The sequence below is a fragment of the Acidovorax sp. genome (assembly GCF_046291265.1).
In the GTDB taxonomy this organism is placed as follows: Bacteria; Pseudomonadota; Gammaproteobacteria; order Burkholderiales; family Burkholderiaceae_C; genus Acidovorax.
On the sequence record NZ_JBKBTV010000022.1, the window covers coordinates 44,313 to 68,313 of the forward strand.

The window sequence follows — 24,001 nt, forward strand, 5'->3', positions numbered from 1 at the left end:
TACATCCGATCTGCTCCAAATCCGCAGCTGCGCCGCTCCCTGGTGCCGTCGCCAAGAAGTGCTGCCAAAGCAGCGATCCGCGGCGCGTTTGCGGGCGATTTTCAGCATTCGGGTTTACCCGATATTTCACCCCTGGGTTATCCCTTGGCACCAACTTGGGTCGGAAGTCCCCAATGAAGTGCATCGAAAAAATCGATGACCTGAGAGAAATTTTTTGAATTTGCCAGCGCATGGCACACCCCAACACAATCCGTCCAACGTCATTCAATTGACATGTCTCAATGCAAGGAAACATGGTGGATTCAATTCAGGACAAAGCGCTGGCAGTGTTTGGCTCGGGTGGCATCAACAACCCCAGCCATGTGCGCAGCGTTATTCGGCAAGGCGCCTGGGCATCACACACCAGCGGCTTGGCCCACGGACGGGTGCAGGGCAACCTGGTGATATTGCCCGAGGTGTTGGCCAGTGACTTTTTGCGCTTTTGCCAGCGCAACCCCAAACCCTGCCCGGTGCTGGCTGTCAGCGAGCCTGGGCAGACAGCCTTGCCATCGCTGGGCGAGGGCATCGACATCCGCAGCGACGTGCCGCAGTACCGCGTCTGGCGCCATGGCGAACTGACGCAAGAGGTGGGCGACATCAGCGACCTGTGGCGCGCGGACTTGGTGACCTTTGTGCTGGGCTGCTCGTTCTCGTTCGAATCGGCGCTGCAAGAGGCAGGCATCAGCCTGCGCCACATCAACGAGGGCAAGAACGTTGCCATGTACCGCACCGATGTCGCCACCGAGCCAGCAGGTCCCTTTGGCGGTGCCATGGTGGTGTCGATGCGGCCCATGCCGGCCGCGGATGTGATCCGCGCCGTGCAGGTCACATCGCGTTTCCCCAATGTGCATGGCGCGCCAGTGCACATCGGCGACCCGGCGCTCATCGGTATCACCGACATCAATGCCCCCGACTACGGCGACGCGGTGTCGCTATTGCCCGATGAGATTCCCGTGTTCTGGGCCTGTGGTGTCACGCCGCAGTCCGCCATCCTCAATGCCCAACCGGCGTTCTGCATCACCCACGCACCAGGTTGCATGCTGGTCACCGACCTGTTCAACCACCAACTTGCCAGTTTTTAAACAAGGAGCTACCCCATGAAAAAAATCACTTTTGGTCTCTGCGCCGTTGCCTTGGCGGGACTCTCACAGGCCCAGATCAAGTGGGATCTGCCGTCCGGCTATGCCGTGAACACCTTCCAGGTGCAGAACCTGCAGCAGTTCGTGCAGGACGTGGACAAGGCGACGGGGGGCAAGCTCAAAATCGCGGTGCATCCCAATGCCTCGCTGTTCAAGGCCAACGAGATCAAGCGCACGGTGCAGTCCGGCCAGGTGGCTTTGGGTGAGTTCATTTTGTCGGGCGCTGCCAATGAGGCGCCCGTCTACGGTGTGGACTCCATTCCGTTCCTGGCGACGAGCTATGCGGACTCCAAGCGCCTGGACCAGGCCTCGCGCCCGCTGCTGGTCAAGACGCTGGGTGCACAGGGCATGAAGCTTTTGTACACCGTGCCATGGCCTGCACAGAGTCTGTACTCGGTCAAGCCCGTCACGGCGTTGAAGGATCTCAAGGGCACCAAGATGCGTGCCTACAACCCAGCCACCTCGTACATCGCCACGGCGGTGGGTGCGCAGCCCGTGACCATTCAGCTGGCGGAGCTGTCCGCAGCATTGGCTACAGGCACGGTGGACAACTTCCTCACATCCAGCGCCAGTGGTGTGGACAGCAAGCTGTACGAGACCGTGAAGTACTTCTACGGTGTGGCTGCCTGGCTGCCCCGCAATGCCGTGGTGGTGAACCAGAAGGCGTTCGACGCGCTGGACAAACCCACCCAGGAGGCCCTGCTGGTCGAGGCTGTCGTGGCTGAGCAACGGGGTTGGGCCATGAGCGAGAAGAAAGACCAGGAATACCTCAAGGAGCTTGCGGCCAAGGGCATGCAGGTGGATGTGAGCGCCACGAGCCTGAAAGCGGAGCTCAAGGCGGTCGGCGAGCGAATGACAGCGGACTGGATCAAGACCGCTGGCGATGAAGGCAAGGCTGTCATCGACGCCTACAACAAGAAGTGAGATGGACGTGTCTATCTTGTCTCAAACACCTTTGGCCCGGGGCGATGCCGCCACGGTGAAGGTGTCGCCGCACCTGCTGCGACGCGTGTTGGACGGCGCCTATCTGGCTGCCGGTGCCGTGGGCGCCACGTGCATTGCGGTCATCTGCGTGTTGATGGTGGTGCAGTCGCTGGGGCGCCAGTTCGGCTTCTCGACTGGTGCCGTCAACGACGTGGTGTCCTGGTTGTGCGCTGCTGCCGCCTTTTTGACCATGGCGCATGCCTTCAAGCATGGCGACTTCGTGCGGGTCACGCTGGTGCTGGAAAAGCTCTCGCCCGCCATGCGCCGCAAGTTCGAAATTGTGTCGCTCTCCGTCGCGGCGGTGGCCATTGGCTACCTGAGCTGGTGGGCCTGCGTCTTCACCTACGAGAGCTGGCAGTTCAATGAGCTGGCCCAGGGCTTGTGGGCGGTTCCCATCTGGATCCCGCAGCTGAGTTTTGCATTGGGTTCTTTGCTGTTTTTCGTGGCGGTTGTCGATGAATGGTGGATCGTGGTGCGTGGCGGTATTCCTACCTTTGTGCGGTTGGTGGAAGAGCGCCACGCCAAGGGTGACTTTTCTTCGGACCTTTAAGGAGCATCACCATGGACATTCTTTCCATCGGCGCCTTTTTGCTGCTGCTCATGCTTCTCATGCTGTCGGGCGGTGTGTGGATTGCCATGACGCTGGCCATCTGCGGGTGGGTTGGCCAAGCCTTTTTCACCAACAGCCAGCCGGGGCTGAACCTTTTCTCAGCGTTTTGGGAGAGCAATGCCAGCTGGGAGCTGGCCGCTCTGCCCTTGTTCATCTGGATGGGCGAAATCCTGTTTCGCACCAGACTCAGCGAGGACATGTTCACCGGCCTGGCCCCATGGCTTGGCAAGGTGCCCGGGCGGTTGTTTCACACCACCATCCTGGGCTGCGGCATCTTTGGGTCGGTATCGGGTTCGTCAGCGGCCACCTGCGCCACCATCGCCAAGGTGTCGCTGCCTGCGCTCAAGAAGCGCGGCTACAACGAGAGCATTGCCATCGGCTCGCTGGCCACGGCTGGCACCCTGGGCATCCTGATCCCGCCATCCATCACCATGGTGGTGTATGCGGTGGCTGCCGATGCTTCCATCATCCGTATCTTTCTGGCGGGCTTTTTGCCAGGCTTGCTGCTGATGCTCCTGTTCTCTGGCTACATCGCCTGGTGGTCGGTGCGCAACAAAGAGCTGATGCCCCCGGACGAGCCGCCCACCACCTTTCGCGAAAAACTGCACCTCTCGCGCAACCTCATCCCCTGTGCGCTGTTGATTGTGTTCATCTGCTGGTCTCTGGTGGCCGGGTGGGCGACGGCCACGGAATGTGCGGCGTATGGCGTGTTGGGGGCACTGGCCCTGGCCGCATGGTGCAGGGCGCTGACCTGGCAGAACTTCAAGGAAGGCCTTGCGGGCTCGGCGCGCACCAGCTGCATGATCATGTTCATTCTGGCGGGCGCCGCTTTTTTGACCAAGACCATGGCGTTCACTGGCATTCCGCGTGAGCTGGCAGAGTGGGTTGACGCCATGCACCTCTCGCCTTACGCGTTGATCGGCTGTCTGGTCGTCGTGTATTTGGTGCTGGGCACGGCGCTCGATGGCATCAGCATGATCGTGTTGACCGCTGCTGTGGTGATGCCCATGGTGCAAAAGGCCGGGTTCGATCTCGTCTGGTTCGGGATCTTTGTCATCCTGCTCGTCGAGATTGCCGAGGTCACGCCACCCGTGGGCTTCAACCTCTTCGTGTTGCAGAACATGACCGGCAAGGACAGCAACCTGATCGCCAAGGCGGCCATCCCGTTCTTCTTTTGCCTGGTAGTGTGCATCGGCCTTATCACAGCCTTCCCGCAGATTGTCACCATCGTCCCTGACCTCGTCATGGGGCAGTCTAAGTAAGCAGCACCCCGGCCTTTCATTGGGCCCACCAGCGCACTTTTTTGCTGAGCTGGCCTCCACATTCCCCTTCAGGAGCCTGCCATGAAGAACATGGTCTTGCTGGCCGCGCTTGCCGTGGCCCCGGTGCTGCACGCCCAGACCCAATGGAAGCTGGCCACGGGCTACCGCGCAGAGTCCTTTCACACACGCAACGTGGTGCAGTTTGCGCAGGACGTAGAGCGTGCGTCAGCGGGTGCTCTGCGCATCGAGGTGCACGCCAACAATGCACTCTTCAAGCTGGGCGACATTCCGCATGCGGTGCAGGACGGCAAAGCCCAGGCGGGCGAAACCATCATGACCAGCCTGGTACGCGACATGCCGATTGCAGGTGCTGATGCCGTACCGTTTGTGGTGCGCACCTACGCCGACGCGCGCCGCATGTGGGACCTGCAGCGCCCGCTGATCGAAGGGCACTTTGCGCGCAAGGGGCTCAAGGCGCTGTACGCCGTGCCCTGGCCACCTCAGGGGCTGTTTTCCATCGCGCCCGTGCGCTCGGCGGCCGACTTCAAAGGTACCCGCATGCGCACTTACAACCCGGCCACCGTGCGCATTGCCGAGATGCTGGGCGCAGCGCCGGTCGATGTGCCCATGGTTGAGGTCAACACCGCGCTGTCGGCGGGCAAGCTCGACTCCATGATCACCTCCGCCCTGACCGGGGTGGAAAACCAGGTCTGGGGCCAGATCAGGCAGTACTACGGCATCAATGCGTGGTTCCCCAAGAACATCGTTTTTGTGAACCAGCAGGCCTTTGATGCATTGCCACCGCCCGTGCGTGAGGCCGTGACCAAAGCCGCGCAGACCGCCGAGGCACGTGGCTGGGCGATGAGCGAAACCATCGCCGAAGAGTCGGTGGGCGAGCTGCAGCGCAAGGGCATCAAGGTCGAACGCGCACCGGCCGAGCTGGAGGCTGAGCTGAAACGCCTGGGCGAGCGTTTTTCCCGCGAATGGGTGCAGTCCGTGGGCAACGAAGCCAACAAGATTTTCATCCCCTACTACTTTCAACGTTAACCACCGTTTTCAACAGACAGGTTCCATCACCATGCAAACCACCACCAACCCCCATGGCAGTCTTTGGCAGTTCTGGATCGACCGGGGCGGCACATTCACCGACATCGTGGGCAAACGGCCCGATGGCTCGCTGACCACACACAAGCTGCTGTCTGAAAACCCCGAGCAGTACAAGGATGCAGCTGTGGCGGGCATCCGCCACCTGCTGGGCTTGCAGCCCGGCGAGCCGGTGACGCCCAAACTGGTGGAGTGCGTGAAGATGGGCACCACGGTGGCCACCAATGCGCTGCTGGAGCGCAAGGGCGAGCCCACGCTGCTGGTGACCACGCGCGGTTTTCGCGATGCGCTGCGCATCGCCTACCAGAACCGCCCACGCCTGTTTGACCGCCACATCCAGCTGCCCGAGCTGCTGTACACCGAGGTGATCGAAGCCCGCGAGCGCATGGGTGCCCATGGCGATGTGCTGCAGAACCTGGACGAAGCCACGCTGCGTGGCGATTTGCTGGCCGCCTATGGGCGTGGCCTGCGCAGCGTGGCCATTGTGTTCATGCACGGCTACCGCTATACGCAGCATGAACAGGCCGCCAAGCGCATTGCCAAGGAAGTGGGCTTTGCGCAGATCAGCACCTCGCACGAAACCAGCCCCATGATGAAGTTCGTGAGCCGGGGCGACACCACGGTGGTGGATGCGTACCTCTCGCCCATCCTGCGCCGCTATGTGGAGCAGGTGGCCAGCGAGATGCCGGGCGTCAAGCTGTTCTTCATGCAGTCGTCGGGCGGCCTCACTGATGCAGGCACTTTCCAGGGCAAGGACGCGATTCTTTCCGGCCCCGCGGGCGGCATTGTGGGCATGGCGCGCACGGCAGGGTTGGCCGGGCACGCGAAGGTCATTGGCTTTGACATGGGCGGCACCAGCACGGACGTGAGCCACTACGCCGGAGCCTTTGAGCGCGAGTTTGAAACCCACGTGGCCGGTGTGCGCATGCGTGCACCGATGATGAGCATCCACACTGTGGCTGCGGGCGGCGGGTCGGTGCTGAGCTACGACGGCGCGCGCTTTCGCGTCGGCCCCGAGAGCGCAGGTGCCAATCCCGGCCCGGTCAGCTACCGCCGCGGCGGACCCCTGGCTGTGACGGATGCGAACGTGATGGTCGGCAAGGTCCAGCCGCGCTACTTCCCCAGCGTGTTTGGCCCCGCAGCCAATGAAACGCTGGACGCGGCGGCCGTGCGTGCGCGCTTTGAAGAGCTGGCGGAGCAGACCCATCGCAAGCCCGAAGAAGTGGCCGAGGGTTTCATCCAGATTGCCGTTCAGCAGATGGCCAACGCCATCAAGAAGATCAGCGTGGCGCGTGGTTATGACGTGACGCGCTACACCCTGCAGTGTTTTGGCGGTGCAGGCGGCCAGCATGCGTGCCTGGTGGCCGATGCGCTGGGCATGTCGCGCGTGTTTGTGCACCCGCTGGCGGGTGTGCTGAGTGCCTACGGCATGGGACTGGCCGACCAGACGGTGATCCGTGAACAAGCGGTGGAGATGCCGCTGGCCAAGGAGTCATTGCCTTTGATCGCAGAGCGCCTGGATGCCCTGGGTTCCGCCGCGCAGGCTGAACTGGACCGCCAACAGGTCAGCGCCAACCCGGTGCAGGTTCGCCACAACGTGCATGTGCGGTACGAAGGCACCGATTCGGCCCTGGTGGTGCCCTTTGGCGACATGGCGGCGATCCAGTCGGGGTTTGAGACGGCCTACCGCCAACGCTTTGCCTTTTTGATGGCGGGCAAGTGCCTGGTTGTGGAGGCTGTGTCTGTAGAGGCGGTGATTGCAGGCGACGCCCCCGCCGAGCCGCGCCTGGCATTGCACCCACCACGCAAGGCGCCGCTGCGCGAGATCGTGCAGATGTATTCGGATGGCCGGTGGCGCGACGCCAGCCTGGTGGTGCGTGAGGATCTGCGCCCCGGCGATGTCATTGCTGGCCCCGCCATCATTGCCGAGAAGAACACCACCACCGTGGTGGAACCCGGCTGGTCCGCGCAGCTGACCGACCTGGACCACCTGGTGCTGGACCGCGTTACCGCGCGCAAGCTGCAGTATGCCGCAGGCACCACGGTCGACCCGGTGCTCCTTGAAGTCTTCAACAACCTGTTCATGAACATTGCCGAGCAGATGGGGCTGCAGCTGCAGAACACGGCGTACTCGGTCAACATCAAGGAGCGGCTGGACTTCAGCTGCGCGTTGTTCGATGCCACCGGCAACCTGATTGCCAACGCGCCCCACATGCCGGTGCACCTGGGCTCGATGGGCGAGAGCATCAAGACCGTGATCCGCGAGAACGCGGGCAAGATGCACCGGGGCGATGTGTACATGCTCAACGACCCGTACCACGGCGGCACGCATCTGCCCGATGTCACGGTGATCACGCCCGTGTATGTGGCCGAGGGCACTGAGCCTACGTTCTACGTAGGCAGCCGCGGCCACCATGCCGACATCGGAGGCACCACGCCCGGCTCCATGCCACCGTTTTCCACACGCATCGACGAAGAAGGCGTGCAGATCAACAACGTGAAGCTGGTGGACCGGGGGATCTTGCTGGAAGAAGAAGTGCGCACGCTGCTGACTACCGGCGGCGGCACCACGCCGTATCCCAGCCGCAATCCCCAGCAGAACCTGGCCGACCTGCGCGCGCAGGTGGCGGCCAATGAAAAGGGCGTGCAGGAGCTGTCCAAAATGGTGGACCAGTTCCGGCTGGATGTCGTGCAGGCCTACATGCGCCACGTGCAGGACAACGCGGAAGAGTCCGTTCGCCGCGTCATCACACAGCTCAAGGATGGCCAGTTCACCCTGCCGCTGGACAACGGCGCGCAGATCAGCGTGTCCGTCAAGGTCAACGTGGCCGAGCGCAGTGCGGTGATCGACTTTGCGGGCACCAGTGCGCAGCAGACCAACAACTTCAACGCGCCGCGCGCGGTGTGCATGGCGGCGGTGCTGTATGTGTTCCGCACGCTGGTGGATGACGATATTCCGCTGAACGCGGGGTGCCTGAAGCCGCTGCAGGTCATCATCCCGCAAGGCTCCATGCTCAACCCCAACCCGCCAGCCTCGGTGGTGGCGGGCAATGTGGAAACGTCCACTTGCATCACCAACGCCCTGTTTGGCGCCTTGGGCGTGATGGCGGGCAGCCAGCCCACCATGAACAACTTCACTTTTGGCAATGCGCAGTACCAGTACTACGAAACCATTGCCGGTGGCAGCGGCGCGGGTGCAGTGTTCGATGCCTCGGGCGAGGCGGTGCGTGGCTTTGACGGAACCAGCGTGGTCCAGACCCACATGACCAATTCGCGCCTGACCGACCCCGAAGTGCTGGAGTTCCGCTTTCCGGTGGTACTGGAGAGCTACGAGATCCAGAGCGGCTCGGGCGGCACGGGCCGGTGGGCGGGCGGCAACGGGGGCGTGCGCCGTGTGCGTTTTCTGGAGGCGATGACGGCCAGCATTTTGTCCAACGGGCGGCTCAATCCCGCTTTTGGCATGGCGGGTGGCAAACCGGGGCGGCCCGGGGCCAACCGGGTGCTGCGCGCCAATGGGCAGGTCGAAGAACTGGGTCACATCGGTGCAGCGCTGATGGAGCCGGGCGACGTGTTTGAGATATCCACCCCGGGTGGTGGTGGGTATGGCGAGGAATGTGTGGTCTAGCTTTTGTTTGAGGGGCCAGCGCTGTGCCTGGTGATGGCACAGCGCTTGCACTCCCCATCGCATTCCTCACCCGCGCGCAACCTGCGCGGCGAGACGATCAACCAGAGAGAAATGCCCATGAACTATCTGCCAGCTACCGCCGGCGTTCGCACCAGCGCCGTGGCCCACAACGCCACGGCCGCCCGGTCCACCGCTGCTTTCGACGCGGCCGCATCCAGTGGGCCGTCTCAGAGTCCTTCTGGTCGGGGCCACAACCTCAGCGTGGGGCAAAAGCTGGCGGCCAGCTTTGGACTACTGGGCCTGGCGGTCGCCTTGCTGGGCACCACCACCTGGATGACCGGCCAAGCCACCAGCAGCCAGGCGACCACGCTGGCCCGTGAGCAACTGCCCATCGAACGCACGGTGCGCGACTGGAAGACCCAGTCGGTCACCATTGGCCAGATTGCAATGCGTGCTGCAATATCCACCGACGTGTTTCCGCTGCTTTCGGAAATGCGTGCGCAACTGGCGGCCGAGGACACCATGCGCAAGCGCATCGAAGCGTCGCTGGCCACCGCATCCACCGCAGAGGCCACGTCGCCGCTGTGGAAAGAAGCGCAGGCGCAGCGCCAGCAATACGCGGTCCTGCGCGATGCGTTGATGCAGAACGCATTGGAGGCCAAGGTCATCAGCCAGAAAGAGCTGCAGGACCACTCGGCAGCGCTGACCCGTTACCTCCAGACCGTTGATCAGTTACTCGCCGCATCCGAGCAATCGTCGTTGACCGCTGCCGACGGCATGATTGCCGACGCCTCGCGTGCACAGTGGATCAGCGCCATTGCCGTGCTGGTGGTCGTCGCGCTGTCGGCCTTGTTTGGCTGGTTGCTGCGCCGCTCCATCGTGCTGCCGCTGCGCCAGGCGTCCGAGGCCGCAGCGCTGGTGGCTCGCGGCGACCTGACAGTGCGCATGCAAACCCAGCGCACGGACGAAATCGGGCAGCTGCTCATGGCGCTCAACCGCATGGTGGAGTCGCTGCACTACGTGGTGACCGAGGTGCGTGACTCTGGCGAGTCCATCCACACGGCCAGCTCCGAAGTGGCCGCTGGCAACACCGACCTAAGCGCCCGCACCGAACATGCCGCCAGCAACCTGCAGCAGACAGCGGCCAGCATTGCGCAACTGGCACAGATGGTGTCTGCCAATGCCGACAGCACGCGCCAGGCTAACGCATTGGCGCTCAGCGCCACGCAGGTGGCCAGCCGAGGCGGCGAGGTGGTCAGTCAGGTGGTGAAGACGATGGAAGAGATCAACGCCAGCAGCAAGAAGATTGCCGACATCGTGGGCATCATCGACGGCATCGCTTTTCAGACCAACATCCTGGCGCTGAACGCAGCCGTTGAAGCCGCTCGCGCGGGCGAACAAGGGCGCGGATTTGCCGTGGTGGCCAGCGAGGTGCGCAGTCTGGCCGGGCGCAGCGCCAATGCGGCGCGTGAGATCAAGGCGCTGATCTCCACCAGCGTCGAAAAGGTGAGTGACGGCGCCAAGCTGGTGGTGACAGCAGGCGCGACCATGGGCGACATCGTTCAGAGCGTGGAGCGCGTGACGACGCTGATGTCCGAGATCAATGAGGCCAGCAGCGAGCAAAGCACCCAGATCGGCCAGGTGAGCCAGGCGGTGGACCAGCTGGACCACATGACCCAGCAGAACGCCGCGCTGGTGGAAGAGGGCGCCGCCGCCGCGCAGAGCCTGCAGGACCAGGCGAACCGGCTGGCCGGGGCCATGGGGCAGTTTCAGCTCACGCGCGCTGCCTGACGTGGCTCAGGAGCCGTCGCCCGGAGCCTGTCGAAGGGCTGCCCGCACATCGCGTCCTGGCTTCGACCCTTCGACAAGCGCAGGACAGGCAGGTTCAGCCCGAACGGTTCTGGAAACTGGTGTTGAAGGCATTTTTTGAATGAAAAAGGCCTGCAACGCAGGTCCATAAAGCGCAATGCGCTATGAATTCAGGAGTTTTTACATCCCTGCGTAGTTCGGTCCGCCGCCGCCTTCCGGCGTGACCCATACGATGTTCTGCGTCGGGTCTTTGATGTCGCAGGTCTTGCAGTGCACGCAGTTCTGCGCGTTGATCTGCAGGCGCTGGGCATCGCCGCCCTTGGCCGTGTCGGGCACGAACTCATACACCCCCGCCGGGCAGTAGCGCGCCTCGGGGCCCGCGTACTTGGCCAGGTTGATGTTGACCGGCACGCTCGCGTCCTTGAGCGTCAGGTGGGCGGGCTGGTTCTCTTCGTGGTTGGTGTTGCTGATGAACACGCTACTAAGGCGATCAAACGTCAGCTTGCCATCGGGCTTGGGGTAGACGATGGGCTTGCACTCGGCCGCGAGCTTCAGGTACGCGTGGTCGGGCTTGTCGCGGTGCAGCGTCCAGGGGATGTGGCCGCGCAGCACGAATTGCTCGAAACCATTCATCAGGGTGGCCGTTGTCAGGCCGTACTTGAACCAGTTCTTGAAGTTGCGGTCCTTGTTCAGCTCGGTGTACAGCCAGCTCGCTTCAAACGCTTTGGGGTAGGCGGTCAGTTCATCGTGCTGGCGCCCCGCCACGATGGCGTCATACGCGGCTTCTGCCGCCAGCATGCCGGTCTTGATGGCGGCGTGGCTGCCCTTGATGCGGCCCACGTTCAGGTAGCCAGCGTTGCAGCCCACCAGTGCGCCGCCCGGGAAGACCGTCTTGGGCAGAGCGTTGATGCCGCTGGCGTTGATGGCGCGCGCGCCGTACGACAGGCGCTTGGCCGTGATCTCGCCCTTCTCGTTTTCGAAGTAGTAGCGGACGTTCGGGTGCGTCTTCCAGCGCTGGAATTCCTCGAACGGGCTGAGGTAGGGGTTCTTGTAGCCCAGGCCGGTCACAAAACCGACGGCAACCTTGTTGTCTTCCAGGTGGTACAGGAAGGCGCCGCCGTAGGTGTCGTTCTCCATGGGCCAGCCAGCGGTGTGCATCACAAAGCCGGGCTGGTGCTTCTTGGGGTCGATCTCCCACAGTTCTTTCACGCCAAGGCCAAAGCTTTGTGGGTCGCGGCCTTCATCGAGCTTGTAGCGGGCGATCAGCTGCTTTCCCAGGTGGCCGCGTGCGCCTTCGGCAAACACGGTGTACTTGCCCAGCAGTTCCATGCCCAGCTGGAAGTTCTCGGTGGGCTCACCGTCCTTGCCGATGCCCAGGTTGCCGGTGGCTACGCCTTTGACCGAACCGTCATCGTTGTAGAGCACCTCAGCGGCCGTGAAGCCAGGGAAAATTTCTACGCCCAGGGCCTCGGCCTGCTCGCCCAGCCACTTGGTCAGATTGCCCAGGCTGATGATGTAGTTGCCATGGTTCTGCGCAAACGGCGGCAGGAACATGTTGGGCACGCGGACGCCCGATTTTTCTGACAGGAAGATGTAGGCATCGTCGGTGACCGGCTGGTTCAGCGGGGCGCCGCGCTTTTTCCAGTCGGGGATCAGCTCGCTCAGCGCCTTGGGGTCCATGATGGCGCCTGACAGGATGTGTGCGCCGGGCTCGGAGCCCTTTTCAAGCACCACGACCGAAACATCCTGGCCCTTGTCGGCCGCCAGTTGCTTCAGGCGGATGGCAGTGGCCAAGCCACCGGGACCGCCGCCCACGACCACCACGTCGTATTCCATCGATTCACGGGGGCCATACTGGGCGATGATTTCTTCGTTTGTCATGGGCTTCTCGTTGGGGTTTGATAATGCTTATTTTCGACCAGAGCAGGCGCACAGCCGTGTCAGACAGGGGACTGATTGTATTCACGGAAGCGAGACAATCGAACGACCGTTCTATTTTGATCCAGTAGGGAGACTCTAAATGACATACAGCATCGATTTGTCCGGCCGCGTGGCTTTTATCACCGGCGCCTCCAGCGGCCTGGGCGCCCAGTTTGCCCGCACGCTGGCCCGTGCGGGTGCGGGTGTAGTGCTGGCCAGCCGCCGGGTCGAAAAACTCAAGGAGCTGCGCGCTCGCATCGAAGGCGAGGGCGGGGATGCCCATGTGATCGAGTTGGACGTGACCGACCACGCCTCCATCAAGTCCGCCGTGGCGCACGCCGAGACCGAAATGGGGTCGATTGACATCCTGGTCAACAACTCGGGCGTGAGCACCACGCAGCGCATCCAGGACGTGACGCCCGAGGACTACGACTTCATCTTCGACACCAATGTGAAGGGCGCTTTTTTTGTTGCTCAGGAAGTGGGCAAACGCATGCTGGCCCGCTCGCGCGGTGCAGCGCCCGGCAGCTTCACGGGCGGACGCATCATCAACATTGCATCGATGGCGGGTCTCAAGGTGCTGCCGCAGATCGGCGCCTATTGCATGAGCAAGGCCGCTGTGGTGCAGATGACCAAGGCCATGGCCATGGAATGGGGCAAGTTCGGCATCAACGTGAACGCGATCTGCCCCGGCTACATCGACACCGAGATCAACCACCACCACTGGCAGACCGAGCAGGGCAAAAAGCTTATCGATATGCTGCCCCGCAAACGCGTGGGCAACCCGCAGGATTTGGATGCGTTGCTGGTGATGCTGGCCAGCGACCAGAGCCATTTCATCAATGGCGCGGTCATCGCCGCCGATGATGGTTTTGCGGTTTGACCTCCTGGGCGTACAACCTCCATGAAGATTGAAATCCCCGAGGTCAAGAAGCTGGTTTACGAAATGCGCTTCCCGGTGCGCTGGGGCGACATGGACGCCATGGGCCACGTCAACAACACGGTGTATTTCAGATACCTCGAAACAGCGCGCATCGAATGGATGGTGTCTGTGGGCTGCAACCCCGATCCGCGCGGACAGGGGCCTGTGATCGTCAACGCGTTCTGCAACTTCTACAAGCAGCTCGAATACCCGGCCGACGTGCTGCTCAAACTGTACGTCAGCGACCCGGGCCGGACCACGTTCGAGACCTGGGCCACGATGGAACGCGTGGACCAGCCGGGCGTGATCTGCGCGGCAGGTGGGGCCACCACCATCTGGGTGGACTTTCCGCAGCAGAAGGCAGCGTCCTTGCCGGACTGGATGCGGGCACTGGTCACCGCAGAATGAAATTTAAATGAAATAGGGCTCTAGCGCTTATTGGATAAGCGCTAACAGCTATTAAATCAGTAGTAAGTGCGGTAAAGCGCCTATTTCTGCTTGGGCACCCGTCCCATCAGATAGAACTCTGGGTTGGGCAACATCCCCGCAAAGCTGGCCATGCGGTTGCTCAGGCCAAAGAACGCGGTAATGGCGGCGATGTCCCAGATGTCCTCGTCGTCAAAGCCGTGCGCGTGCAGCGCGGCAAAGTCGGCGTCCTCAATCTCGTGGCTGCGCTGGCAGACCTTCATCGCAAAGTCCAGCATGGCGCGTTGGCGCGGGGTGATGTCGGCCTTGCGGTGGTTCACGGCCACTTGGTCGGCCACGAAGGGTTTCTTTTCGTAGATACGCAGGATGGCGCCGTGGGCCACCACGCAGTACAGGCACTGGTTGGCCGCGCTGGTGGCGGTGACGATCATCTCGCGCTCGCCCTTGGTCAGGTTGCCTTCTTCCTTCAGCATGAGTGCATCGTGGTACGCAAAGAATGCACGCCATTCAGCCGGGCGGCGCGCAAACGCCAGGAACACGTTGGGGATGAAGCCGGCCTTTTCCTGCACTTCCACGATGCGTGCGCGGATGTCGTCGGGCAGGGTGTTTAGGTCGGGGAAGGGGTAGCGGCTCACGGAGGTCTCCTTGGCTGTGTTGTGTTGTGTTGTGGTTGCCAGTATCAGCGATGCACCACGTTGCGCTCTACGCATGAACTGGCGCGGCCCCTGCCAGGGCACCCGTAGAGCCGGCTTCGCCGGTCCACCGGGTGCGTCCCCCTCAGGGGGAAGACGCCGCCAGGCGGCTCAGGGGGGCTTAATTCACGGATGCCATTGGGTGGCACGCACAGGGCTTTGCGCTGGCGCGGCCGTGTTGCCTGCCAGCGCGTACGACAGCTGGGTGGCGGCAGTGATCACGGTGTGTGCCAGTGCTTCGAGTTTTTCAGCCGGTAGGCGCGATGCCGGGCCTGAGATGCACACTGAGCCCATCAGCCTCCAGTGCATGCCAAACACCGGTGCCGACACCGTGGCTACGCCCTGTTCGCGCTCACCGATGGACCAGTGGTAGCCCTTCTTGCGGATATCTTCATAGGCCTTGCCCGGCTCGCCCGAAAACGCCAGGATCACGCGGCCCGGCGAGCCCTTGTCCAGCGGCAGGCCTTCGCCCATGCGTGCGTGGTGGCGCAGTGCCTGCGGGCCCTCCACACGCACGAGGCAGGTGCGCACATTGCCCTCGCGCACGTAAAAGGCTGCGCTTTCGCCCGTGGCAATGGTCAGCTGACGCAACGCGGGCTCCAGCACGTTCTGCACATCAAAGCCGGCCTGGTAGCGCGCCCCCAGCCAGCCTGCGGCCGGGCCCAGGCGCCAGTCGCCGTCCTCGCGCTGCACCATGAATCCTGACCGTGCGAGCGTGCGCGCCAAACGCAGCACCGTGGTCTTGTGCAGGCCACAGCGGCGGCTCAGCTCGGCCAGCGCAAGGCTGGATTCGCCCAGTGCAAAGGCCTCCAGCACCTGCAGTGCGCGCGTGACGGCGATCACACCGCCGCCTGCATCCTTGGTGGTTTTGTCGTCTAGTTCGATGGCCCCGTGTGGCGGAGGCTTGCGGGGCGAGGGAGTCCCGGCAGGCGAGGGTGCCTGGGTGTGAGGAAGGGTCGAGGGCGGGGGTTTGCGAGGGTTGCTCACGGTGCAATTCGTTTCATTGTATGCAACGGCATTGTATGGGTTGAAACGCCTGCGTAAAGTCACGTCCACAGCGCCGGGCCTGCATCAGGTTGTGCAGTGCGGCGCGAAGAACCACCAACAAGGAGACAAGTCCATGCCAGCTTTTTCATCCCGTTTGCTCTCGCGCGCCCTGGGCGCACACCTGTGCGCTGCCGTCGTCGGCGTTGCCGCTGTGGCAGCGCCTGTTGCCAGCGCCCACGCACAAGCCGCGTATCCCAACAAGCCCATCCGCCTGATCGTGCCGTTCCCGCCTGGCGGAGGCACCGACATGATCGCGCGCACCGTGGCCCAGAAGCTCACGGACCAGAACAAGTGGAACGTCATCGTGGAGAACCGCCCCGGTGCCGGGGGCAACCTGGGTGTGGATGCGGCGACCAAGGCGCCCGCTGACGGCTACACGCTCGTGCTCGGCCAGACCAGCAACCTGGCCATCAACCCCACGCTGTACCCCAAGCTGCCGTACGACCCGCTCAAGGACCTGGTGCCCGTGGCGCTGGTTTCGTCCTCGCCCATCGTCATGGCCGCGCCCGTCAATTCACCCTTCAAGAGCTACGCCGATGTGGTGGCGGCGGCCAAGGGCAAGCCCGATGCGCTGACGCTCGGCTATTCGGGCAACGGCACCGTGGCCCACCTGGCCGGGGAACTGGCCCAAAACGCCGCCGACATCAAGCTGCGCCACATCCCCTACAAGGGCGCGGCCCAGGCCATGACGGACCTGGTGGGCGGGCAGATCGATCTATACATGTCGTCGGTGCCCACGCTGCTGGGGCAGGTGCGCAACGGCAAGCTCAAGGTCATCGCCATCACCTCGGCCAAGCGCTCGCCGCAACTGCCGGATGTGCCCACGCTGGCCGAGTCCGGCTACAAGGGGTTCGAGGCCGTCACCTGGTTTGGCATCCTGGCACCCGCCGGGACGCCCGCACCCATCGTGGCGCAGCTCAACAAGGCCATCAACGCGGCTCTGCAGCAGCCCGATGTGGCGGACAAGCTGCGGTCCGAAGGCGGCGATGTGCTGGGCGGCTCCACCGAGCAGTTCAGCGCGCTGCTGAAAGCCGAAGTACCGCGCTGGGCCAAGATCGTCAAGGACTCAGGCGCCAGCCTGGACTGACGCTCCCAGGTAGCCCCCCACGCGCACTGAGCTCGCGCCATGCACCGTGAAAGCTTTGCCATGCCTAAGCGCTTGGTGCGCACAACCCCATAGAACCATCATGAGCCAAACACCCGAAATCATCCGTGATATCGAGCGCGTGAGCGCCGACGTCGTGCGCAAAGCCGCCACCTACCAAGCCGCCATCCTGGCCGATGTGGCAGGTCGCCGCGGCACCATGCACAGCCGCGTGGCCCCCGTGCACCACAGCATGAAGGTGGCGGGGCCAGCCTTTACCGTCGAGGTGCGCCCCGGCGACAACCTCATGATTCACGCCGCCATCGCGCTGGCCCAGCCCGGCGATGTGCTGGTGATTGATGGCAAGGGCGACCAGACAGCCGCATTGATGGGCACGCTGATGCTCAGCGCCTGCAAGAAGCGGGGCCTGGCTGGCGTGATCGTAGACGCCGCCATCCGCGACAAGCTGGAAATCCTGGAGCTGGACTTCCCGGTGTTTAGCGCGGGCTTCAACCCCGCTGGCCCCACCAAGTACGTGCCCGGTCGCATCAACCATCCCATCAGCGCCGGTGGCACGACCGTGAACGCTGGCGACCTGGTGGTGGGCGATGCCGATGGCGTGGTCGTGCTCGAACGCGAAAAGGCCCCCGCCATGCTGGCGCTGGCCGACAAGAAGGTGGCCGACGAGGCTGCCCGCATCGACGCCATTGCCCGGGGCGACACGGCCTCGAAATGGCTGCCTGCTGCGCTGCGCGCTGCCGGCGTGTTGAAGGACGGGGAATCGCTGTGAACACGATCCTCGTCACCGGCGCCGATTTGGCGCAGCAAGCGCTGGACTTGCTGGCAGACTATGAAATCGTCTACGCGGGCAAGACGCCCACCGAAGAAGATTTGGTGGCCCTGTGCCGCGCGCACAACCCCGTGGCCATCATCGTGCGCTATGGCAAGGTGGACGCGACCGTGATGGACGCGGCCCCCGCGCTCCAGGTCATCTCCAAGCACGGCAGCGGCACCGACACCATCGACAAAGTGGCGGCGAAGGCCCGGGGCATTGAGGTGGTGGCTGCTGCAGGCGCCAACGCGGCGGCGGTGGCCGAGCAGGCGCTGGCATTGCTGCTGGCCTGCGCCAAGTCGGTGGTGCAGCTCGATGCCCGCATGCACGCGGGCCACTGGGACAAGGCCACCCACAAAAGCCTGGAACTGGCTGGCCGCACCGTGGGCCTGGTGGGCCTGGGCGCCATTGGCCTGCGTTTTGCCAGGATGGCTGATGCAATGGGTATGCGTGTGATTGGCTTTGACCCGTTTGCCAAGAACCTGCCGGACTATGTGCAGGCCGTTTCGCTCGACACGATCTGGCGCGAGTCCGACGCCATCTCGCTGCATTGCCCGCTGACCGACGACAACCGCAACCTGCTCAACGCCGCCACGCTGGCGCAATGCAAGCGCAGTGTGATCGTGGTGAACACGGCCCGGGGTGGTCTGATCGATGAGGCCGCATTGCTGGCGGCGGTTCGCTCGGGCCAGGTGATGGCGGCGGGACTGGACAGCTTTGCGGTCGAGCCCATGGCGGCGGGCCATCCCTTCCAGGGCGAGAAGCATTTCATCCTGAGCCCGCACATTGGCGGCGTGACCGGTGATGCCTACGTGAACATGGGCGTGGGCGCCGCCAAGAACCTGCTGGATGTATTGGACCGGGACAGGCGCAAGGCGCCTGCCGCAGCCGCTCCCGCTGCTTGACAGCAAGCATGCGGTCACCCAAAAAGGGCATGGGCGCTTTGCAAGAGTCCAGTCGCCCGCAAAAGCGGCCAGTGTCATCGTTCCAAGAGAAATTGGGCTCTAGCGCTTATCCATAAAGCGCTAATAGCTATCTATTTAATAGCATTTGGCGCCTTGGTGGACTGTCAGACTGTCCGGTGGCGTAGCGGCGCCGGATGCCGGGTGGCCCATTGAGCATCTCTAATAAACTTCTAAAAATATAAATAATAACTATCGCAACAATTCAATCGTTTCAATTTACCTGGCTTGGTTTGCTTCCTACCATCTGCCCTGTCGATACGTTTTGCCGACGCGAATTCACAGGAGATGACCCATGACCACAGAAGCCAAATGCCCCTTTGACCACACCCGGGCCGCAGCGCCCAAAGGCCGCGGCAACGCAGACTGGTGGCCCAACCAGCTCAACCTGCGCCCACTCAACCAAAGCTCTCCGCTGGTCGACCCGATGGGCGACGGTTTCAACTACGCCGAGGAATTCAAGAGCCTGGATCTCGCCGCCGTCAAGGCCGACCTGTTGGCGCTGATGACCGATTCGCAGGATTGGTGGCCGGCGGACTTCGGCCACTACGGCCCGCTGTTCATCCGCATGGCATGGCACAGCGCGGGCACCTACCGCCTGGCCGATGGTCGCGGTGGTGCGGGGGCAGGGCAGCAGCGTTTTGCACCGCTGAACAGCTGGCCCGACAACGCCAACTTGGACAAGGCACGCCGCCTGCTCTGGCCCATCAAACAGAAGTACGGCCGCAAGATCTCGTGGGCTGACCTGATGATCCTGACCGGCAATGTGGCGCTTGAATCCATGGGCTTCAAGACCTTTGGTTTTGCCGGTGGCCGCCCTGACGTGTGGGAACCGGATGAAAACGTGTACTGGGGTGCGGAGACCACTTGGCTGGCTGGCGACAAGCGCTACAGCGGGGAGCGCGACCTGGCCAACCCGCTGGCCGCCGTGCAGATGGGCCTGATCTATGTAAACCCCGAGGGCCCGAACGGCAATCCCGACCCCATTGCCGCCGCACGCGACATCCGCGACACCTTTGCGCGCATGGCGATGGACGACGAGGAAACCGTGGCGCTCATCGCAGGCGGCCACACCTTTGGCAAAACCCACGGGGCGGGCGATGCCGCGCTGGTGGGCAGCGATCCCGAAGCGGGCGGTATCGAAGACCAGGGCCTGGGCTGGGTCAGCAAACACGGCAGCGGCTTTGGTGGCGATGCGATCACCAGCGGCCTGGAAGTGACCTGGACCACCACGCCCACGCAGTGGAGCAACAACTTCTTCGAGAACCTGTTCGGCTTTGAATGGGAGCTGACCAAGAGCCCGGCTGGCGCCCACCAGTGGACCGCCAAGAACGCCGCGGCCACCATTCCGCATGCACACGATCCGTCCAAGAAGCTGCTGCCCACGATGTTGACCACCGACTTGTCGCTGCGGTTTGATCCGGCGTACGAGAAGATCTCGCGCCGCTTCCTGGCCCATCCCGATCAGTTTGCCGACGCATTTGCCCGCGCCTGGTTCAAGCTCACGCACCGCGACATGGGGCCCCGTTCGCGTTACCTGGGCCCCGAGGTGCCCGCCGAAGTGCTGGTGTGGCAAGACCCGGTGCCAGCGGTGGACCATGTTCTGGTGGACGCGCAGGACATCGCTGCGCTCAAGGCCAAGATCCTGGCATCCGGTTTATCGATTGCCGAGCTGGTATCCACCGCATGGGCATCGGCCTCCACCTTCCGGGGCGGTGACAAGCGCGGTGGCGCCAATGGGGCGCGCATTCGGCTCGCGCCGCAGAAGGACTGGGACGTGAACCAGCCCGCACAGCTCGCCAAGGTGCTGGGCCAGCTCGAAGCGATCCAGAAAGACTTCAACGCCGCGCAAACCGGTGGCAAGAAGATCTCGACGGCCGACCTCATCGTGCTGGGGGGCGGCGCAGCCATTGAGGCGGCAGCAAAAAAGGCCGGCCAGGATGTGACCGTACCCTTTGCGCCAGGGCGCACGGATGCATCGCAGGAGCAGACCGACGTGCCTTCGTTCGAGGTGATGGAACCGGTGGCCGATGGTTTCCGCAACTATGTTCGCCCAGGTCTGGAAAGTGCCGTCGCCGAGCTGCTGATCGACCGCGCCAACCAGCTCACGCTGACCGGGCCTGAGATGACGGTGCTGGTGGGCGGGTTGCGTGTGCTGGGGGCCAATGCAGGACAGGCGGCCCATGGCGTCTTGACGCAGCGCCCTGAAACGCTGAGCAATGACTTCTACGTGAACCTGCTCGACATGCGCACCAAGTGGCAGAAGTCAGACTCTGCCACAGGCGTGCTGGACGGCGTGGACCGCGCAAGCGGCGCCCGCAAGTGGACCGGTACTGTGGCGGATCTGGTGTTTGGCTCCAATTCGCAACTGCGTGCCTTGGCCGAGGTGTATGGCAGCAGCGACGCGCAGGCGGTGTTTGTTCAGGACTTCGTCAAGGCCTGGACGAAGGTGATGAACCTGGACCGTTTTGACCTCTCGGGCCCGACCCCGAACGCCTGAGCGATCTGACAACGCCACCGACTTTGCCTGTGGCAGGGCACGGCCGGTGGCGTTGTGCTTTGTGCACGCGCGGGGCGGCTACCATGGCGGCCCCAACCGAACCGGAGAGCCCGCATGACACAACAACCCCCATCCACCAAAGATTTTGACCAAGGCCTTGCCACGCGCAAGCAAGTCATGGGCGAGGACTTTGTGGCCAATGCCTTTGGCAATGCCACACAGTTCACGCAGCCCATTCAGGAGTTTATTACGCGCAATGCGTGGGGCGATGTGTGGCAGCGCCCGGGGCTCGATATGAAGACACGCAGCCTGATCACTGTGGCGTTCCTGACCGCATTGGGCAAGCAGCACGAGCTAAAAGGCCATGTGCGCGGCGCGCTCAACAACGGTGCGACAGCGCAAGAGATTCAAGAAGTGTTGCTGCATGCCAGCATCTACTGTGGTTTGCCCACGGCGGTAGAGGCTTTTCGCACGGCCGCGGACGTGATCGATGGCCCCAAGAAAGGCTGAAATCAGCCGTTCTTTCAGCCCCCCCCTTCCAGTAGCTTGTGCACCAAGTCTGCTGCGGTGGACGCGTTGTACTTGCGCATGAGGCGTGCCCGGTAAATTTCCACCGTGCGGTGGCTGATCTCTAGCGTCCGGCCGATCTCCTTGGAGGTCAGCCCCTCCAGCAGGCGCGCGGCCACTTCGCGTTCTCGGCCTGTCAATTCGGCTTTTACGGGGCGCTGGGCACTCAGGTCTTCAAAGCTCCAGATGCCGGATTCGTGCGGCGCTTCGCGGTTGAGGGCGCGGCCCGAAACGTGGCACCAGAAGACCTCGCCGTTGGCGCGCTTCATGATGCGGTTGTCGGCGTAATGGCCTTTGGCGTTCAGGATGGGTTCCATGTGTGCGCCCAGGCGTTCGTACTCGTCAGCGCTCGGATAAAGTATCTGGAACGACTGGCCAATGAGCACTTCGCGCGAGGCGCCGAACATCTCGCAGACATGGCGGTTGCAATCGACCATGGCGCGGTTGCGTGACAGCACCAGGCCCACGGGGGCCATGTCAAAAGCAAGTCGGTAATCAACGTCCATAGTGCAAGTCTTTACGGAAAACTACTTATTCAGATACGTAGTATCGTAGCGCATCCAAATTCACAAGGAGATCGTGGTGAACAAGTTATTCCCCTCCGCAGCTGCGGCCCTCAAAGGCGTGGTTGCAGACGGCCAGCTCATGGCCGTGGGTGGTTTCGGTTTGTGTGGCATTCCAGAAGCGCTGATCGACGCGCTGCGCGACACAGGCGTCAAAGACCTCACCGTGATCTCCAACAACGCCGGTGTTGACGGCTTTGGCCTGGGCAAGCTGCTGGAAACCCGGCAGATCAAGAAGATGATTTCTTCGTACGTGGGCGAGAACAAGGAGTTCGAGCGCCAATACCTGGCCGGTGAGCTGGAACTGGAGTTCACCCCCCAGGGCACGCTGGCCGAGAAGCTGCGCGCAGGCGGTGCGGGCATCCCGGCCTTCTTTACCAAGACCGGTGTAGGCACCATCGTGGCCGAGGGCAAAGAGCTGCGCGAGTTTGACGGTGAAACCTATGTGATGGAACACGCGCTGGTGCCCGAAGTGTCTTTGGTCAAGGCCGATGTGGCCGACAAGTCTGGCAACCTGCGCTTTAACCTGACAGCGCGCAATTTCAACCCCGCCGCAGCAACCGCTGGCAAGGTCTGCATCGTAGAGGTGGAGCGCATTGTGGAAGTGGGCGAACTCGCACCGGACGATATCCATCTGCCTGGCATTTACGTGCACCGCATTGTGCTCAACGCCAACCCTGAAAAACGCATTGAAAAGCGCACCGTGACGGCTGCCCCCGTGGACGTCGCCGCCGCCAAGGCCGAGGCACAGGCCGTGATTGCCCAAGCCGCTGCCACCAGCGAATCGCCTGTGATTCCCACCGTGCCCGTCAGCAAGAAAGAAGGAGTTTGAGATGCCCTGGACCCAAGACCAGATGGCCGCACGCGCGGCGCAAGAACTCGAAGACGGCTTTTATGTGAACCTGGGTATTGGCATCCCCACGCTGGTGGCCAACTTCACGGGCGACAAGGAAGTGTGGCTGCAGTCCGAAAATGGCATGCTGGGTATTGGCCCGTTCCCCACCGACGACAAGGTAGATGCCGACCTGATCAACGCCGGTAAGCAAACGGTCACCACCATCAAGGGTTCGTCCATCTTTGGCAGCGATCAGTCGTTTGCCATGATTCGTGGCGGAAAGATCAACCTGTCCATCCTGGGCGCCATGCAAGTGAGCGAAAAGGGCGACCTGGCCAACTGGATGATCCCCGGCAAGATGGTCAAGGGCATGGGCGGCGCGATGGATTTGGTCGCCGGCGTCAAACGCGTGATCGTGCTCATGGAGCACGTGGCGCGCAAGAAGGACGGCACCGAAGACATGAAGATCTTGCCCCAGTGCACGCTGCCCCTGACCGGTGTGGCCGTGGTGGACCGCATCATCACCGACCTGGCCGTCATGGACGTGACGCCGCAGGGCCTCAAGGTGGTGGAACTGGCCCCGGGTGTCACTTTCGAAACCCTTCAGTCCAAGACAGGCGTCACGCTGATCAAGTAATCACTCCGCCAACCGATTTTCGGCGCAACAAAAAAGGCCGGGGCTCCGTGAGGAGCCCCGGCCTTTTGCATTTGCATTTGCATTTCACAACAGGCCCCATGCGTTCGCATGCAGCCTCTGGAAATTACATAGCGCTGAATTCGCCCGAAGGGATCTGGCCCGTGCGCAGCGCTTCAGCAGCCTGTGCACGCACCGCAGCGCGGTCAGCCGTGGACGAGTAAGTCACCACGCGCGAACCTGCTGGCTCGATGGAGCGGGTCTGGGCCACGGTAGCGGCTTCTGCAGCCACTTCAGCACGGGTGCGGTTGGTTTCGAACTTCAGTGCGAATTGCGAACCATCGGCTTCATCAGCGTGGGCACCAAATGCGGTGAAAGCAGCCACAGCGGCGAGGGAGAGGAAACGTGCAGTCTTGTTCATGGTGAAACTCCTGAAAAATCAAAA

General features: G+C 62.8%; 21 protein-coding genes. 16 read left to right on the forward strand and 5 right to left on the reverse strand.

Annotated elements, in window-relative coordinates; genetic code table 11:
* Positions 1-293: 293 nt before the first annotated feature.
* The 7 genes from ACK41V_RS10765 (at position 294) to ACK41V_RS10795 (ending at position 10,554) form a co-directional block, all read left to right on the forward strand.
* A complete protein-coding gene (locus ACK41V_RS10765) occupies positions 294-1,121 on the forward strand; it encodes a putative hydro-lyase (protein WP_409781835.1) in 828 nt (275 codons plus the stop codon).
* Between the two features lie 15 nt (positions 1,122-1,136).
* On the forward strand, positions 1,137-2,102 hold the full coding sequence (locus ACK41V_RS10770) for a TRAP transporter substrate-binding protein (RefSeq protein ID WP_409781838.1): 966 nt from the start codon (positions 1,137-1,139) through the stop codon (positions 2,100-2,102).
* 76 nt (positions 2,103-2,178) lie between these two features.
* On the forward strand, positions 2,179-2,712 hold the full coding sequence (locus tag ACK41V_RS10775) for a TRAP transporter small permease (protein WP_409781894.1): 534 nt from the start codon (positions 2,179-2,181) through the stop codon (positions 2,710-2,712).
* An 11-nt stretch (positions 2,713-2,723) separates the two neighbouring features.
* Entirely contained in the window at positions 2,724-4,034 is a 1,311-nt protein-coding gene (locus tag ACK41V_RS10780; protein WP_409781841.1) for a TRAP transporter large permease, read from the forward strand.
* Positions 4,035-4,115: 81 nt separating this feature from the next.
* A complete protein-coding gene (locus ACK41V_RS10785) occupies positions 4,116-5,081 on the forward strand; it encodes a TRAP transporter substrate-binding protein (RefSeq protein ID WP_409781844.1) in 966 nt (321 codons plus the stop codon).
* Between the two features lie 31 nt (positions 5,082-5,112).
* Entirely contained in the window at positions 5,113-8,763 is a 3,651-nt protein-coding gene (locus ACK41V_RS10790; protein ID WP_409781847.1) for a hydantoinase B/oxoprolinase family protein, read from the forward strand.
* 117 nt (positions 8,764-8,880) lie between these two features.
* The gene (locus ACK41V_RS10795) at positions 8,881-10,554 is read left to right on the forward strand and encodes a methyl-accepting chemotaxis protein (RefSeq protein WP_409781850.1); all 1,674 of its coding nucleotides are present in this window, start codon (positions 8,881-8,883) and stop codon (positions 10,552-10,554) included.
* Between the two features lie 198 nt (positions 10,555-10,752).
* Here ACK41V_RS10795 and ACK41V_RS10800 read toward each other — a convergent pair whose 3' ends face one another.
* Positions 10,753-12,453, reverse strand: coding sequence for an electron transfer flavoprotein-ubiquinone oxidoreductase (locus ACK41V_RS10800; protein ID WP_409781853.1), 1,701 nt, complete (start codon positions 12,451-12,453; stop codon positions 10,753-10,755).
* A gap of 139 nt (positions 12,454-12,592) precedes the next feature.
* On the opposite strand from ACK41V_RS10800, the gene ACK41V_RS10805 reads away from it, so the two are divergent.
* Positions 12,593-13,375 carry an SDR family oxidoreductase gene (locus ACK41V_RS10805; RefSeq protein ID WP_409781856.1) on the forward strand — a complete coding sequence of 261 codons (783 nt, stop codon included), beginning with the start codon at positions 12,593-12,595 and terminating at the stop codon, positions 13,373-13,375.
* A gap of 21 nt (positions 13,376-13,396) precedes the next feature.
* On the forward strand, positions 13,397-13,822 hold the full coding sequence (locus tag ACK41V_RS10810) for an acyl-CoA thioesterase (protein WP_409781858.1): 426 nt from the start codon (positions 13,397-13,399) through the stop codon (positions 13,820-13,822).
* 80 nt (positions 13,823-13,902) lie between these two features.
* Here the strand turns inward: ACK41V_RS10810 and ACK41V_RS10815 are convergent, their stop codons facing one another.
* Positions 13,903-14,475, reverse strand: coding sequence for a peroxidase-related enzyme (locus ACK41V_RS10815; RefSeq protein WP_409781861.1), 573 nt, complete (start codon positions 14,473-14,475; stop codon positions 13,903-13,905).
* Positions 14,476-14,658: 183 nt separating this feature from the next.
* Positions 14,659-15,417, reverse strand: coding sequence for an IclR family transcriptional regulator (locus ACK41V_RS10820; protein ID WP_409781896.1), 759 nt, complete (start codon positions 15,415-15,417; stop codon positions 14,659-14,661).
* Between the two features lie 235 nt (positions 15,418-15,652).
* Here ACK41V_RS10820 and ACK41V_RS10825 point away from each other — a divergent pair, with 235 nt between their 5' ends.
* The 5 genes from ACK41V_RS10825 to ACK41V_RS10845 all read left to right on the forward strand — a co-directional run bounded on the left by ACK41V_RS10825 (position 15,653) and on the right by ACK41V_RS10845 (position 21,467).
* Entirely contained in the window at positions 15,653-16,666 is a 1,014-nt protein-coding gene (locus ACK41V_RS10825; protein ID WP_409781864.1) for a Bug family tripartite tricarboxylate transporter substrate binding protein, read from the forward strand.
* A 100-nt stretch (positions 16,667-16,766) separates the two neighbouring features.
* Positions 16,767-17,453: an RraA family protein gene (locus ACK41V_RS10830; protein ID WP_409781866.1), complete on the forward strand. Its 687-nt coding sequence runs from the start codon at positions 16,767-16,769 to the stop codon at positions 17,451-17,453.
* Positions 17,450-18,400 carry an NAD(P)-dependent oxidoreductase gene (locus ACK41V_RS10835; RefSeq protein WP_409781869.1) on the forward strand — a complete coding sequence of 317 codons (951 nt, stop codon included), beginning with the start codon at positions 17,450-17,452 and terminating at the stop codon, positions 18,398-18,400. Before ACK41V_RS10830 ends, ACK41V_RS10835 begins: the two co-directional genes overlap by 4 nt.
* Positions 18,401-18,752: 352 nt before the next feature.
* Entirely contained in the window at positions 18,753-20,957 is a 2,205-nt protein-coding gene (katG, locus tag ACK41V_RS10840; protein WP_409781872.1) for a catalase/peroxidase HPI, read from the forward strand.
* Positions 20,958-21,071: 114 nt separating this feature from the next.
* A complete protein-coding gene (locus tag ACK41V_RS10845; protein WP_409781875.1) occupies positions 21,072-21,467 on the forward strand; it encodes a carboxymuconolactone decarboxylase family protein in 396 nt (131 codons plus the stop codon).
* Positions 21,468-21,481: 14 nt separating this feature from the next.
* On the opposite strand, the gene ACK41V_RS10850 is transcribed toward ACK41V_RS10845, so the two are convergent.
* Positions 21,482-22,030, reverse strand: a complete 549-nt coding sequence (locus ACK41V_RS10850) for a LuxR C-terminal-related transcriptional regulator (RefSeq protein ID WP_409781878.1) — start codon at positions 22,028-22,030, stop codon at positions 21,482-21,484.
* A gap of 76 nt (positions 22,031-22,106) precedes the next feature.
* Between ACK41V_RS10850 and ACK41V_RS10855 the strand changes: the two genes are divergently transcribed.
* Together ACK41V_RS10855 and ACK41V_RS10860 are read left to right on the forward strand one after the other, a co-directional pair.
* Complete coding sequence (locus tag ACK41V_RS10855; protein ID WP_409781880.1) at positions 22,107-22,919, forward strand: CoA transferase subunit A; 813 nt, start codon at positions 22,107-22,109, stop codon at positions 22,917-22,919.
* A gap of 1 nt (position 22,920) precedes the next feature.
* A complete protein-coding gene (locus ACK41V_RS10860; protein ID WP_409781883.1) occupies positions 22,921-23,559 on the forward strand; it encodes a 3-oxoacid CoA-transferase subunit B in 639 nt (212 codons plus the stop codon).
* Positions 23,560-23,683: 124 nt separating this feature from the next.
* On the opposite strand, the gene ACK41V_RS10865 is transcribed toward ACK41V_RS10860, so the two are convergent.
* A complete protein-coding gene (locus ACK41V_RS10865) occupies positions 23,684-23,977 on the reverse strand; it encodes a DUF4148 domain-containing protein (RefSeq protein WP_409781886.1) in 294 nt (97 codons plus the stop codon).
* Positions 23,978-24,001: the final 24 nt, after the last annotated feature.

Coding starts and splice junctions, on each gene's coding strand:
- ACK41V_RS10780 (WP_409781841.1), top strand. CDS start 2,724: ATGGACATTCTTTCCATCGGCGCCTTTTTGCTGCTGCTCATGCTTCTC.
- katG (WP_409781872.1), top strand. CDS start 18,753: ATGACCACAGAAGCCAAATGCCCCTTTGACCACACCCGGGCCGCAGCG.
- ACK41V_RS10800 (WP_409781853.1), bottom strand. CDS start 12,453: ATGACAAACGAAGAAATCATCGCCCAGTATGGCCCCCGTGAATCGATG.
- ACK41V_RS10850 (WP_409781878.1), bottom strand. CDS start 22,030: ATGGACGTTGATTACCGACTTGCTTTTGACATGGCCCCCGTGGGCCTG.
- ACK41V_RS10845 (WP_409781875.1), top strand. CDS start 21,072: ATGACACAACAACCCCCATCCACCAAAGATTTTGACCAAGGCCTTGCC.
- ACK41V_RS10830 (WP_409781866.1), top strand. CDS start 16,767: ATGAGCCAAACACCCGAAATCATCCGTGATATCGAGCGCGTGAGCGCC.
- ACK41V_RS10810 (WP_409781858.1), top strand. CDS start 13,397: ATGAAGATTGAAATCCCCGAGGTCAAGAAGCTGGTTTACGAAATGCGC.
- ACK41V_RS10825 (WP_409781864.1), top strand. CDS start 15,653: ATGCCAGCTTTTTCATCCCGTTTGCTCTCGCGCGCCCTGGGCGCACAC.
- ACK41V_RS10785 (WP_409781844.1), top strand. CDS start 4,116: ATGAAGAACATGGTCTTGCTGGCCGCGCTTGCCGTGGCCCCGGTGCTG.
- ACK41V_RS10805 (WP_409781856.1), top strand. CDS start 12,593: ATGACATACAGCATCGATTTGTCCGGCCGCGTGGCTTTTATCACCGGC.
- ACK41V_RS10790 (WP_409781847.1), top strand. CDS start 5,113: ATGCAAACCACCACCAACCCCCATGGCAGTCTTTGGCAGTTCTGGATC.
- ACK41V_RS10865 (WP_409781886.1), bottom strand. CDS start 23,977: ATGAACAAGACTGCACGTTTCCTCTCCCTCGCCGCTGTGGCTGCTTTC.
- ACK41V_RS10860 (WP_409781883.1), top strand. CDS start 22,921: ATGCCCTGGACCCAAGACCAGATGGCCGCACGCGCGGCGCAAGAACTC.
- ACK41V_RS10770 (WP_409781838.1), top strand. CDS start 1,137: ATGAAAAAAATCACTTTTGGTCTCTGCGCCGTTGCCTTGGCGGGACTC.
- ACK41V_RS10795 (WP_409781850.1), top strand. CDS start 8,881: ATGAACTATCTGCCAGCTACCGCCGGCGTTCGCACCAGCGCCGTGGCC.
- ACK41V_RS10765 (WP_409781835.1), top strand. CDS start 294: ATGGTGGATTCAATTCAGGACAAAGCGCTGGCAGTGTTTGGCTCGGGT.